Origin of the sequence: Microbacterium sp. NPDC089320 (assembly GCF_040684875.1) — a bacterium.
GTDB lineage: Bacteria > Actinomycetota > Actinomycetes > Actinomycetales > Microbacteriaceae > Microbacterium.
This window is the reverse complement of sequence record NZ_JBFBGY010000003.1, coordinates 328,260-341,014: the sequence shown is the minus strand read 5'-3', so window position 1 is coordinate 341,014 and position 12,755 is coordinate 328,260. Positions and strand designations below refer to the sequence as shown.

At 67.7% G+C, this 12,755-nt stretch carries 11 protein-coding genes; 5 read left to right on the top strand and 6 right to left on the bottom strand.

Translation table 11 applies throughout. The features are described from left to right. Positions 1-6: 6 nt before the first annotated feature. On the bottom strand, positions 7-1,215 hold the full coding sequence (locus AB0N61_RS10140) for a class I SAM-dependent methyltransferase (RefSeq protein ID WP_363363670.1): 1,209 nt from the start codon (positions 1,213-1,215) through the stop codon (positions 7-9). A 143-nt stretch (positions 1,216-1,358) separates the two neighbouring features. On the opposite strand from AB0N61_RS10140, the gene groES reads away from it, so the two are divergent. Next, positions 1,359-1,655: a co-chaperone GroES gene (gene groES, locus AB0N61_RS10135; RefSeq protein ID WP_039394204.1), complete on the top strand. Its 297-nt coding sequence runs from the start codon at positions 1,359-1,361 to the stop codon at positions 1,653-1,655. 80 nt (positions 1,656-1,735) lie between these two features. Here groES and AB0N61_RS10130 read toward each other — a convergent pair whose 3' ends face one another. Next, positions 1,736-2,611: a helix-turn-helix transcriptional regulator gene (locus tag AB0N61_RS10130; protein WP_363363666.1), complete on the bottom strand. Its 876-nt coding sequence runs from the start codon at positions 2,609-2,611 to the stop codon at positions 1,736-1,738. Positions 2,612-2,714: 103 nt separating this feature from the next. On the opposite strand from AB0N61_RS10130, the gene AB0N61_RS10125 reads away from it, so the two are divergent. The 3 genes from AB0N61_RS10125 (at position 2,715) to AB0N61_RS10115 (ending at position 6,586) form a co-directional block, all read left to right on the top strand. Continuing rightward, the gene (locus AB0N61_RS10125) at positions 2,715-4,127 is read left to right on the top strand and encodes an MFS transporter (protein ID WP_363363663.1); all 1,413 of its coding nucleotides are present in this window, start codon (positions 2,715-2,717) and stop codon (positions 4,125-4,127) included. Positions 4,128-4,225: 98 nt separating this feature from the next. Next, positions 4,226-5,164 (top strand): EamA family transporter RarD, encoded by a 939-nt coding sequence (rarD, locus tag AB0N61_RS10120; protein ID WP_363363660.1) that lies wholly within the window; start codon positions 4,226-4,228, stop codon positions 5,162-5,164. Positions 5,165-5,308: 144 nt separating this feature from the next. Next, positions 5,309-6,586, top strand: coding sequence for an ABC transporter substrate-binding protein (locus tag AB0N61_RS10115; RefSeq protein WP_363363657.1), 1,278 nt, complete (start codon positions 5,309-5,311; stop codon positions 6,584-6,586). A gap of 131 nt (positions 6,587-6,717) precedes the next feature. Here the strand turns inward: AB0N61_RS10115 and AB0N61_RS10110 are convergent, their stop codons facing one another. Genes AB0N61_RS10110 through AB0N61_RS10095 form a run of 4 tightly spaced genes read right to left on the bottom strand, consistent with a single transcriptional unit; the run spans position 6,718 to position 10,790 of the window. Beyond that, complete coding sequence (locus AB0N61_RS10110; protein WP_363363654.1) at positions 6,718-7,482, bottom strand: ABC transporter ATP-binding protein; 765 nt, start codon at positions 7,480-7,482, stop codon at positions 6,718-6,720. Then, positions 7,479-8,444 (bottom strand): ABC transporter ATP-binding protein, encoded by a 966-nt coding sequence (locus AB0N61_RS10105; RefSeq protein WP_363364240.1) that lies wholly within the window; start codon positions 8,442-8,444, stop codon positions 7,479-7,481. Before AB0N61_RS10105 ends, AB0N61_RS10110 begins: the two co-directional genes overlap by 4 nt. A 46-nt stretch (positions 8,445-8,490) precedes the next feature. Further along, a complete protein-coding gene (locus AB0N61_RS10100) occupies positions 8,491-9,468 on the bottom strand; it encodes a branched-chain amino acid ABC transporter permease (protein ID WP_167946114.1) in 978 nt (325 codons plus the stop codon). Positions 9,469-9,473: 5 nt separating this feature from the next. Then, positions 9,474-10,790 carry a branched-chain amino acid ABC transporter permease gene (locus tag AB0N61_RS10095; RefSeq protein ID WP_363363653.1) on the bottom strand — a complete coding sequence of 439 codons (1,317 nt, stop codon included), beginning with the start codon at positions 10,788-10,790 and terminating at the stop codon, positions 9,474-9,476. A 300-nt stretch (positions 10,791-11,090) separates the two neighbouring features. Between AB0N61_RS10095 and guaB the strand changes: the two genes are divergently transcribed. Beyond that, positions 11,091-12,593 (top strand): IMP dehydrogenase, encoded by a 1,503-nt coding sequence (gene guaB / locus AB0N61_RS10090; RefSeq protein ID WP_167946117.1) that lies wholly within the window; start codon positions 11,091-11,093, stop codon positions 12,591-12,593. Positions 12,594-12,755: the final 162 nt, after the last annotated feature.

Here is a 12,755-nt window from a genome sequence, read left to right as displayed (position 1 = left end):
CCGACGTCAGCCGACCGCCGGCACCCGGTCGGCGAGGATCGCTCGGCGCTGGTCGCCCACCCGGGTGAGGATCAGCGTCGCGGTCTGATCACCCCGCAGTGTCAGCTTCTTGCGGAAGGCGGCGGGATCGATGTCCATACCGCGCTTCTTGATCTCGAGCGTGCCGATGTCGTTCGCCTTGAGCGCGGCGCTGATCGCCTTCGGGTTGGCGGGCATCGTCTCGCGCACCCGGAAGGACTGCACGAACGGACTCGTCACCGCGGCATCGGAGGTGAGGTACGCGATGCGCTCGTCGAGCATCCCGGCGTCGAGGCTGCGTGCGACGTCGCCGATGAGGCGGGCTCGGATCACTGCGCCGTCCGGCTCATGCACGAAGGCGCCCAGCGCCCGCACGGGTTCATCGGGGGCGTCCGCCCCCGCGGTGAGCTCATGCGAGCGCTCGCCGCGGATCACGAGGGCCGACCGGCGGACGCCGTCGCGGGCGAGCGCCCGCGTCCACAGCACCAGCTCGACGACGCTGCCGTCTGCGCTCACCCACTGCGCCTCTGCATCCGCGGGAAGCGAATCCCGGTCGTGGCCCGGACCGAGCTTGATGCCGGTCGATGTGCGGGTGGCCACGTCGAAGGCCCAGTCGAGCGGAGGCGAGTAATCGTCCGACGACACCCGGCGCGTCTCGCTGTGGCCGGCTGTGCGGCGAGCGGGATCCATCCAGACCGCCTGGGTCTCGTCTCCGGAGGCAGGCGCATGTTCCTGGGCGGTGCCGTGCGTCACTACTGCGCTGTCTCCGAGGGGGGCGAGGTTGTAGGCCGCGATCGCTGCCGTCACCTCGTCCGCATCGACCGCGAGGACGTCGAGTCCGGCGCCGGCGAAGGCGAGGGAGTCACCTCCGATGCCGCAGCCGAGATCGGCGACGCGGGTGATGCCGACACGCCGCATCCGCTGGGCATGCCGGGCGGCGACCCCCAGTCGCGTGGCCTGCTCGAGGCCGGCCCTGGTGAACAGCATCCTGGCTGCGAAGTCGCCGAACTTGACTTTCGCCCTGGTGCGCAGACGCGCCTGACCGACCACGGCCGAGACGAGCTCGGGGGAGTGGCCGGCCGCGCGCAGCCGGGAGACGATCCGGGCTACGTCGGCGACGTCCTCGACCGGGCCGAGTTCATCCAGCGCCATCAGGCCCTCGGGGGTGAGCAGTGCGCGCAGCTCGGAGATCTCCACTGCTCCAGCTTAGGCGGCGGGCTGTTCGCGGCATTGGCACTCGCATTGCGTGAGTGCCAGCGGAACGCCTAGACTGGATTAGCACTCTCGGGTTGAGAGTGCGAAAAGTCTTCCTGTCAGCGTCAAGAAAGAAGAGGTAGACCGTGTCGGTTTCCATCAAGCCGCTCGAGGACCGCATCGTCATCAAGCAGGTCGAGGCCGAGCAGACCACCGCGAGTGGCCTGGTCATCCCCGACACCGCCAAGGAGAAGCCCCAGGAGGGCGAGGTCGTGGCCGTGGGCCCCGGCCGCATCGATGACAACGGCAACCGCGTTCCGCTCGACGTCGCCGTGGGCGACCGTGTGCTCTACAGCAAGTACGGCGGCACCGAGGTGAAGTTCGGCGCAGACGAGTACCTCGTCCTGTCGGCTCGCGACGTGCTCGCAGTCGTCGTCCGCTGAGACAACGTCTTCGGAAGGCCCGGATGCATCACGCATCCGGGCCTTCCTGCATGTCCGCACGGCACGAGCGCCGCGCGGGTTCAGCGCGGCTGGAGCAGCTCGACCGCCGCTGATGCGGCGCTGCCCGGAGCGGCGCTGAAGGCGAGGATGCGCTGTCCGTCGCCCTCGGGCAGATGCAGCACCTCGTAGCCGAGCGTGACGTCTCCGACGACCGGATGGCGGAATCGCTTGCTGCCGCTCGTGCAGAGCCTGACCATGTGCCCGGCCCACAGCTGGGCGAAGTCGGGACTGCTGAGACTCAGGTCGCCAACGAGCTCTGCCAGGTGTCGGTCATCGACGAAGCGCGCGGCGACGTATCGCAGAGACGCCACGGCGAGGGCGGCCTCCTCGGCCCAGTCGGCGTACAGGTCGCGGGTATGGCGGTCGAGGAACAGCATCCGTAGGTGGTTCGGGCGTTCCGACGGTCGAGAAGGCGCATCCGACTCGAGGTGGCCGGCCATGAGCAGGTGGCCCGCACTGTTCCAGTCGAGGATGTCGGTGAACCGGCCGAGCAGCACCGCCGGAACCCCCATGGCGTGCAGCAGCTGCGAGGCGCCTCGATGCGGCTGCTCCTGCTTTCGCGGACGCCGGGCAGCTGCGGATCTCGGGCGCGCGAGTGCTCGGAGGTGTGCGTGCTCGTCATCGTCGAGGCGGAGCGCACGAGCAAGAGCGTCGATGACCGCGTCGGAAGCGTTCTGCGACTGGCCCTGTTCCAGGCGTGTCAGGTAGGTCATCGAGACGCCGGCGAGGCGCGCGAGCTCCTCGCGACGCAGACCGGGCACCCTGCGACGACCGACGCTGGACACCCCCACGTCGGCGGGCGTGATGCGATCCCGCCGAGAGCGCAGGAACTCGCCGAGCTCCGGCGCCGGGCGCTCTCTCGCGATCGTCCGGAGGACTGGGGGATGCGGATCCATGGAGCCATTCTCCCCGACTGCGCGACCCGCCAGCCTGCCCCTGTCAGTGCTAGTCACACGGGGGCACTGGCTGCCGCGCGGTGCATCGCGAACGCTGAAGAGCGTGACTCCTACCGACTCGACACTCTCCACCCTGCCGCAGGCCCGCGATCGCTTCACTCCCGCGCAGGCACTCGCCATGGGCGTCCTCCTCATGGCGAACTTCACCCTCGCCGTCGACTTCTCGATCCTCACGGTCGCGCTGCCCCCGATCGGGCGAGAACTCGGCTTCGACACCGCGTCCCTGCAGTGGATCGTGACGGCCTTCGCGGTCTGCGCCGCGTCGTTCACCCTGTTCTTCGGGAGAGTGGCCGACCTGCTCGGCCGGAAGCGACTGTTCCTCGCGGGACTCGTCCTGCTGGGGGTGGCGTCCGTCGTCGGTGGACTGGCGACCACGCCGGGCGTGCTGTTGGCCGCCCGGGTCGGTCAGGGCACCGCGACGGCCATGGTGACCCCTGCCGCCCTCGCGCTGATGACCACCATGTTCCCGGAGGGGCGGGCGCGATCCCGGGCACTCGGTCTGAACGGCGCCCTCATGGCCGCGGGGTTCACGTCCGGCGCGGTGCTCGGAGGGCTGCTCACCGGCGGCGTGTCGTGGCGGTGGGCGTTCTTCGTCAACGTCGCGGTGGCCGCAGCAGCCCTCCTGGTCGGCGCGTTCGTTCTTCACGAGCCGCGGCGCGTCGCTCGGGCTCGCCTGGACGTCCTCGGCGCGCTCACCGTCACGGCCGCACTGTTCGCCCTCGTCATCGGCATCGATTCGGCGGGGCGCGTCGGCTGGGGAAGCCCCGGCACCTGGGCGCCGTTCGTCGTCTCCGCGGCCTTCTTCGTGATGTTCGCGCTCGCAGAGCGGCGTGCGGCCGAGCCGCTCGTCCCGCCCTCTCTGCTGAAGAGGAGGACGGTCGCCTGGGGGAACCTGGCGGGACTGCTCGCGTTCGCGACCGAGACGTCCCTCGTGTTCCTGCTCACGGTCTACCTGCAGGAGATCCTCCGCTACACCCCGATCGCAGCCGGGCTCATGCTGGGGGTGCTCGGTGTGGGCACGGTGCTCGGCGGTCTCCTCGCGCCCCGCGTCATCGGGAAGGTCGGATCATCGCGGGCGATCGTGATCGGATCGGTCGTACAGGCCGCGGCCACACTGCCGCTCGTGTTCGCCTCCGACGATCGTTCCTGGGCGATTCCGCTCCTGATCCTGAGCTTCCTCGGCGGCGTGGCGAATCTCGTCGCCATCGTCGGCTACGTGGTGACGGCCACCGGCGGGGTCCACTCCGACCAGCAGGGCCTGGCGACCGGTCTCGTCACGATGAGTCAGCAGGTGGGCATCGCGCTGGGCACGCCCGTGATGGCGGCCGTCGTCGCCGCGCTCGCCGGCGTGGGCCTCCTCGCCGGGCTGCAGGCGGCGATCGGACTTAATGCGATGATCGCGCTCGCGACCGCAGTCCTGGTCGCGATCGTCCTCGGACGCCCTCGCCGCCAGTGAGTGACCGCACGTGCCATCGCTGCATCGATTCCTGCCAATGTCCACGCGGCGGACGGTGCGCGCCGGATGCTCCTCGGCGACAGGCATAGGGTTGTGCGGTGACCCCGACGAACGCCGCCTCCCGAGCCACTCAGACGGCGGGAGTCGCGTATGCGGGGGGAGCGTATCTGCTCTGGGGCGTGCTGCCCCTCTACTTCCTGCTGCTCACGCCGACGGGCCCCTGGGAGGTCGTCGCCTGGCGCGTGCTGCTCTCCTTCGTCTTCTGCCTGATCCTGCTCACCGTGATGCGCGGCTGGGCCGCCTTCGGCGCGATCGTCCGGCAGCCGAGACTGCTGGGATGGACGGCACTTGCGGGCATCCTGATCTACGTCAACTGGCAGGTGTTCCTCATCGGCACCCTCTCCGAGAACATCGTCGAGACCAGCCTCGGCTACTTCATCAACCCGATCACCACCGTGCTGCTCGGAGTGTTCGTGCTCAAGGAGCGCATCCGCAGGCTCCAGTGGGCGGCGATCGGCATCGCCGCCGTCGCTGTGATCATCATCGTGTTCTTCTATGGCGAGTTCCCGTGGATAGCTCTCTCGCTCACGGCGTCGTTCGGCGTCTACGGACTCATCAAGAAGAAGATCGGGCCCGCGGTCGATGCGGTCAGCGGCCTCACGCTCGAGTCGTTATGGCTGATCCCGATCGCCGTCATGCAGCTGATCCTCGTCGCGGCCACCCCGGCCGGGATCACGATGGGGTCCCACGGCGCGTGGCATGCGGTGCTTCTCGCCTTCGCCGGTGTGGCGACCGCGGTGCCGCTGCTGCTCTTCGCCGCCGGCACCCGGCGCATCAACCTCACCGTCATCGGGATGATCCAGTTCATCACTCCGGTCATGCAGTTCATCATCGGCGCGGTCGTGCTCGGCGAGCCGATGCCTCCCGAGCGGTGGGCGGGGTTCATCATCGTCTGGATCGCGATCCTCGTGTTCGTGATCGACCTGCTGCTCGCGGCACGTCGCGGACGCCGGATCGCGGATCCCGCACCCGTCTGACATCCCGGTTCACCCCTCCGGAAACCCGGTGTCGGATCGTTAACGCACCGAAACATCGGCGACCCCTACGCGAAGCCTTTCGGTCCTAGTGTTAGAGCACCCGACCGTGGTCACAATCCACGGCCAGTCACGCAAGGGAGCATCATGACCTCATCCACGCGCTCGCGCAGCGCCAAGATTCTCGCAGGAGTCGCGCTGCTGAGCGTCTCGGCGATCGTCGTCGCAGGCTGCAGCAGCACGCCCTCTGAGGAGCCGTCCGATGGTGGCGGCGGCGGCGGATCGTCGGCCGACCTCACGCTCGAGCTCGGCTCGCTGCTGCCGCAGACCGGTTCGCTGTCGTTCCTCGGCCCGCCCATGGAGTCCGGCGTCGGCCTCGCGGTCAAGGAGGTCAACGATGCTGCAGCAGGCGTCACGATCAACCTGACGGCTGAAGATGAGGGCGACACCGACACCAAGGCCTACGAGACCTCGATCAGCAAGCTCCAGGGCGCGGGTGTCACGGCCATCGTCGGCGCCGCGGCCTCGGGCGTCTCGCGTCTCATCCTCGACGGCAACGTCAGCGCGGGCATCCTGCAGATCTCGGCCTCGAACACCGGTCCCGACTTCACCGACTGGGACGACAACGGTCTCTACTTCCGCACCGCCCCCAGCGACCTGCTGCAGGGTGAGGTCCTCGGCAACCTGATCGCCGAAGACGGTCACAAGACCCTCGGTGTCATCTACCAGAACGACGCCTACGGCACCGGACTGTTCGACAACATCAAGTCGACGTTCGAGAACGCGGGCGGCGAGGTCGTCGCAGACGCGTCGTACAACGTCGGTGACGGTCAGTTCGACGCACAGGTCGAGACGATCAAGGCTCAGAACCCCGACGCTGTCGCGATCGTGTCGTTCGACCAGTTCAAGACGATCGCCCCGCTGCTGGTCAACGCCGGCATCTCGCCCGACAAGTTCTACCTCGTCGACGGAAACCTGTCGGACTACGGCTCGTCGCCCGACACGAACTTCCCGTTCTCGCTCGAGGGCGCGCAGGGCACGAAGCCCGGACCGGCTCTCGAAGACGACTTCACCGATCGTCTGCAGACGTTCTGGACCGGTGAGGGCAACCCCGAGGTCAACGACTTCACCTACGCGGCCGAGGCCTACGACGCGGTCGTGCTCGTCGCCCTCGCGTCTCTCGCCGCCGGCTCGACCGAGGGCGCTGACATCGCGGCGAAGATGGCCGAGGTCTCGGGTGGCAGCGGAGACGGCGAGAAGTGCACGAGCTTCGCCGACTGCGCGAAGATCATCAACGACGGAGGCACCGCCGACTACGACGGCTACTCCGGCGAGATCACGTTCGACGAGAACGGCGACCCGCAGGGCGCCTCGATCGGCACCTACGTGTACGGCGCGGACAACCTGATCTCCCGCACCAACTGATCACGAGCGAAGGCCCCGGATCCCGCATCCGGGGCCTTCGTCGTGCACGCGAACCCGAGGGTGCCCGGCGAGACGCGCACAATGACAGAGGGGCGGATGCCGCAGCATCCGCCCCTCTGTCATGCGCGCGGTCAGGCGGCGTCGGTGCCGAGCGTCCCGAGGTAGAGGCCGATGACCTTCGGGTCGTTCAGCAGATCGCGCCCGGCGCCCTCGTACGCGTCCTTGCCCTGGTCGAGCACGTAGCCGCGGTCGCAGATCTGCAGGCAGCGCCGAGCGTTCTGCTCGACCATGATGGTCGTCACACCCGCCTTGTTGATGTCGGAGACGCGGATGAACGCGTCGTCCTGGCGAACGGGGGAGAGGCCGGCCGACGGCTCGTCGAGCAGCAGCACCGAGGGATCCATCATCAGGGCCCTCGACATCGCCACCATCTGCCGCTCACCGCCGGAGAGCGAGCCGGCGCGCTGCTTGAGGCGCTTGCCCAGTTCGGCGAAGATGCCCGTGACGAACTCCAGCCGCTCAGCGTAGATCTTGGGGTTCTGGTAGAGCCCCATCTGCAGGTTCTCCTCGATCGAGAGTGAGGGGAACACGTTGTTCGTCTGGGGCACGAAGGCGACACCGCGCTTGACGAGCTTGTCGGCCTTCAGCCCGACGATGCTCTCTCCGTTCACGGTGATGTCGCCGCTGCGGACGTTCACCATTCCGAAGATCGCCTTCAACAGCGTCGACTTGCCGGCGCCGTTGGGGCCGATGATGCCGATCAGCTCGCCCTGCCGGGCGACGAGGTTCGCGCCGTTGAGGATGTTCACGCCCGGCAGGTACCCGGCGTGCACATCCTTCATCTCGACGACGATGTCGTCGGCTGTCGACGACGCTGCGGAGGTCTCGGCGCTCATGCGTGGTCCTTCTGATCGGGGTCCAGGGTGCTCGTCGCTTCGAGCTCGGCCTCGGCTTCGGCTTCGATCTGCTCTCGGAGCCTGGCGGCGTCGGCGGTCTCGATCACGGGGATGCGACCGGTGACGGCACCGAGGTCGAGGTCCTGGTGGGCGCCGAGGTAGGCGTCGACCACGGCCGGATCCTCCATGACCTCGTCGGGCGGGCCCTCGGCGACGACCTTGCCCTCCGCCATGACCACGACCCAGTCGGCGATGTGGCGGACCATGTGCATGTCGTGCTCGACGAACAGCACGGTCATGCCGAGCTCCTTGAGGTCGAGGATGTGGTCGAGGAGCGACTGCGTCAGCGCCGGGTTGACACCGGCCATCGGCTCGTCGAGCATCACCAGGGTCGGATCGCTCATGAGCGCTCGAGCCATCTCGAGAAGCTTGCGCTGGCCGCCCGAGAGAGCTGCCGCGAAGTCCTTCTCCTTGGCGTCGAGCTTGAAGCGGGCCAGCAGCTCGCGGGCCTTGACCTCGATCTCCTGGTCCTGCTTGCGCCAGAGGAACGGGAACAGGCTCGACCAGAAGCCCTCGCCACGCTGCCCGGGAGCGCCGAGCTTCATGTTCTCGAGCACGGTGAGCAGCGACAGCGACTTGGTCAGCTGGAAGGTGCGCACCTGTCCCATGCGCGCCACCTTGAAGGACGGGACACCCGAGAGGCTCGTGCCGTCGAACGACCAGGTTCCGCTGTTCGGCTTGTCGAAGCCGCACAGCAGGTTGAACAGGGTCGTCTTTCCGGCTCCGTTCGGACCGATCAGCGCGGTGATGGCACCGCGCGGGATCTCGACGTGGTCGACGTCGACAGCGGTGAGCCCGCCGAAGCGCCGTTGCACCGCATCCGCGATCAGGATGGGGTCGACCTTCGGCACGCCGGGGGCCGCGGGGCCCTTGGCGAGACCGGTGGTCTTCGGGCGACGGATGCTCCCGGTGGCGGGCGCCGCCTGAGCGCTCTCGTCGGGGGTCAGTTCATTTGACAAAGGTCATCTCCCTCTTGTCTCCGAGGATGCCCTGAGGTCGGAAGATCACGAGCAGCATCAGGGCGATGCCGACGAAGATGAACACCAGGGTGGAGGCCTGGCTGTCGGACATGGGCAGGATGCCGGACCGCGCCATCGCCGGGAGCAGGTTCGCCATGAACGCGAACACGACCCAGAAGAGGATGGCCCCGAGTGTCGGACCGAACACGGTGGCCGCGCCGCCCAGCAGCAGGATCGTCCACAGGAAGAACGTGAGCGAGGTGGTGTAGCTGCCCGGCACCACAGCCGAGGGGAGGACGAACACGATTCCTCCGGCCGCGCCGATCACGCCACCGACGACGAGCGCCTGCATCTTGTAGGCGAAGACGTTCTTCCCGAGCGAGCGCACGGCGTCCTCGTCTTCGCGGATGCCCTTGAGCACGCGTCCCCACGGGCTGCGCATGAGCGACCAGACCAGCAGGATCGCCACGAGCAGGACGATGAGTCCGAACACCCTGTTCCACAGGTCGTTCGCGCTGTAGGTCCACGGGCCGAAGCCGTAGGTGCCCGGCGGGAAGGGGTTGGCGTCGCGGAATCCGCCGTTGAACTGCGCGAGACCGTCGGCGGAGTTGGTGTACTCGTCGAAGATCTGGGTGGTGAAGAGCAGGCGCACGATCTCGCCCGCCGCGATCGTCGCGATCGCGAGATAGTCGGCGCGCAGTCGCAGCGTCGGGATGCCGAGGATGATCGCGAAGACCGCACCGCCCAGCAGGCCGATGAGCATGCCGACCCACCAGGGGAGCCCGAAGGTCAGCACCGAGATGGCGTAGCCGTAGCCGCCGATCGCCATGAAGGCGGCCATTCCGAAGTTGAGCAGGCCCGCGTAGCCGAAGTGCACGGCCAGACCGGTCGCCGCCAGCGCGTAGGCGAGGGTGACGGGACTGAACAGATAGACGGCTGTGTTCGAGAAGATGCTTCCGAAGTCCATGGCGATCAGCCCAACCTTTCCCTGCGTCCCAGCAGGCCCTGCGGCCTGACGAGAAGGATCACGATGAGCACGACCAGGGCGCTCGCATACTTCAGATCCGAGGGGATCCAGAGGGTGGAGACCTCGACCGCGATGCCGACGATGAGCGAGCCGACGAGGGCACCGAAGGCGGTGCCGAGTCCGCCGAGGGTGATGGCGGCGAAGATGAGCAGCAGCATCTGCATTCCCATGTCCCACTTCACGCCGGGGCGGAAGTAGGCCCACAGGATGCCGGAGACGGCAGCGAGGGTTCCGGCGAGGATCCAGACGTAGCGCACGACCTTGTCGACGTCGATGCCGGATGCCGCGGCGAGCTGCGGGTTGTCGGAGATGGCGCGCGTCGCCTTGCCGATACGGGTGCGGGTGAGGAAGAACGCCACACCGATGATGACGACGATGCTCACCCCCATGCCGATCAGGTCGATGTACGACAGCGAGATGGGGCCGAACCGGAAGGGCTCCGGGCTCGCACCGGGGAGCTGACGGGTTCCGCCGCCGATCATGTACTGGAAGGCGTAGCGGAGGGCGAGGGAGAGGCCGATGCTGACGATCATCAGCTGCACGACCCCGAGCCCTCGTCGTCGCAGCGGACGCCAGATGCCGGCATCCAGCGCCCAGCCGAAGAGACCGCCGCCGATCACGGCGGCGATGATCCCGAGCCACAGCGGGAGGTGCCAGAAGCTCGTCGTCACGAGGGCGACCAGGCCGCCCCAGGTGACCATCTCGGCGTGCGCGAAGTTCGACAGCCGGGTGGTGCCGTAGATCAGCGCGGCACCCATGGAGGCGAGCGCGAGCAGCAGTCCGAAGTTCAGGCCCCCGACCAGACGCGAGAGGAGCTGGTCGAGGAAGGAGCTCGTCATCCTCTCACCCTCGCCGAGGAAGAGATTGAGGATCTTCGTGCCGGTCAGGCCGAACTCGACCTCGAACGACGCGGTCGTGCCGGCGATCGGCTGAGTGCCCTCGGGCAGCTGCGCCGCGTCGACGATCACGCCGTCGGGGAGTGTGTCCTCATCGACGGTGAGCGTGTACGTGTCCTTCTCGGGCACGTACAGACGCCACTTGCCTTCGGCGTCCGTCTCGGTCTCGCCGTCGAAGCCGCCGCCCTCGATCGTCATCACGACACCTTCGACGGGTTCGTCATCGAAGGTGATGACACCGGCGAAGTAGAAGTCTGTGATCTCCTGGCCGTCGTCTGTCTCGTCGGCGGATGCCGCAGCCGGAGGCTGCAACCACAGGAAAGCGATGGCGAGCAGCGACGCGAGCAGGATGATTACCCACCGCATTCCGCTTCGATTCGCCGAGATCGTCGGACGCACAGAACCTCCAGCCCAGTACACGGGCCATGACGGAGTTGTTCATCGGCCCTGATGTACGACGGTATGAGCGTAATGTGTCGGCTCTGTTTCAACCAAGGCACGATCTGCTCACGGTGAGAACGATCCCATCACGAAGTTGCGAAATACCGATCGGTCGCCCGGGGCGTCTTGCGCGCGATGTCAGCGGGCGCGGGGAATTTCTTCAGCCTCAGCGCACTTAGAATTGGTACACCCTCGCCCCAGATCGCGCCCGCAGGAGGACAATCCATGGACCAGCACGACCCCTTCGGCTTCGTCGGACTCACGTACGACGATGTGCTGCTCCTGCCGGGGCACACCGACGTCATCCCCAGCGAGGCGGACACCTCGTCGCGGATCACTCGCCGCATCTCGGTCGCGACTCCGCTGCTCTCCAGCGCCATGGACACGGTCACCGAATCCCGCATGGCCATCGCCATGGCACGTGAGGGCGGCATCGGCATCCTGCATCGCAATCTGTCGATCGCCGACCAGGCGGCCCACGTCGACCGCGTCAAGCGCAGCGAGTCGGGCATGATCACCGACCCGATCACGACCTCGCCGGATGCGACCGTCGAAGAGGTCGACGCGCTCTGCGCCAAGTACCGCATCTCCGGGCTGCCGGTCGTCGACCCCGACGGCCGCCTCGTCGGCATCATCACCAACCGCGACATGCGCTTCGTCTCGGGCTTCGAGCGTCAGACCACCTTCGTGAAGGACGTCATGACGTCGGAGGGCCTCGTCACCGCGCCGGTGGGCGTCGCCGCGGGCGAGGTCATCGCCCTGTTCGCGCGTCACCGCGTGGAGAAGCTGCCGCTGATCGACGACGAGGGCAAGCTCGCCGGCCTCATCACCATCAAGGACTTCGACAAGAGCGAGAAGTACCCCCTCGCCACGAAGGACGACCAGGGTCGTCTGCGCGTCGGCGCGGCCATCGGCTTCTTCGGCGACGCCTGGGAGCGCGCGGAGGCGCTGCGCGACGCCGGCGTCGACGTCCTCGTGGTCGACACGGCCAACGGTCAGTCGCAGGGCGTGATCGACCTCGTCACGCGCCTCAAGGCAGACGAGAGCTTCGCCCACATCGACGTCATCGGCGGCAACGTCGCGACCCGTGAGGGTGCTCAGGCGCTGGTCGATGCGGGTGTCGACGCCGTCAAGGTGGGCGTCGGTCCAGGGTCGATCTGCACGACGCGCGTCGTCGCCGGCGTCGGCGTGCCCCAGGTCACCGCCGTCTACGAGGCGTCGCTGGCAGCACGTCCGGCCGGCGTCCCGGTGATCGCCGACGGCGGTCTGCAGTACTCGGGCGATATCGCCAAGGCTCTCGTCGCGGGTGCTGACGCCGTGATGCTCGGCTCGCTGCTCGCCGGCACCGACGAATCCCCGGGTGAGATCGTGTTCCAGTCGGGCAAGCAGTTCAAGCAGTACCGCGGCATGGGCTCCCTCGGAGCCATGCAGACCCGCGGCAAGCAGACGTCGTACTCGAAGGACCGCTACTTCCAGGCCGACGTGCCCAGCGACGACAAGCTGATCCCCGAGGGCATCGAGGGTCAGGTGCCGTACCGCGGCCCCGTGTCGGCCGTCGCGTACCAGCTGGTCGGCGGACTGCGGCAGTCGATGTTCTACGTCGGCGCGCGCACCATCGAGGAGCTCAAGCAGCGGGGCAAGTTCGTGCGCATCACGGCGGCAGGACTCAAGGAGTCGCACCCGCACGACGTGCAGATCGTCGTCGAGGCGCCGAACTACAAGCGCTGAGTCGAACCGAGAAGGGGCCGGATGCGATCGCATCCGGCCCCTTCTCGCGTGAGCGCCGCCGCGGCCGCCATCGCTTCGGTCTTTTGATATGCCAGTATTTAGAGACACCCGCTCGACTTCCCCTCGAGCTCTCCGCGCGAAGGGCGCAGGGAGTGACATGCC

Coding starts and splice junctions, on each gene's coding strand:
- guaB (WP_167946117.1), top strand. CDS start 11,091: ATGGACCAGCACGACCCCTTCGGCTTCGTCGGACTCACGTACGACGAT.
- AB0N61_RS10130 (WP_363363666.1), bottom strand. CDS start 2,611: ATGGATCCGCATCCCCCAGTCCTCCGGACGATCGCGAGAGAGCGCCCG.
- AB0N61_RS10100 (WP_167946114.1), bottom strand. CDS start 9,468: ATGGACTTCGGAAGCATCTTCTCGAACACAGCCGTCTATCTGTTCAGT.
- AB0N61_RS10115 (WP_363363657.1), top strand. CDS start 5,309: ATGACCTCATCCACGCGCTCGCGCAGCGCCAAGATTCTCGCAGGAGTC.
- AB0N61_RS10095 (WP_363363653.1), bottom strand. CDS start 10,790: ATGCGGTGGGTAATCATCCTGCTCGCGTCGCTGCTCGCCATCGCTTTC.
- AB0N61_RS10110 (WP_363363654.1), bottom strand. CDS start 7,482: ATGAGCGCCGAGACCTCCGCAGCGTCGTCGACAGCCGACGACATCGTC.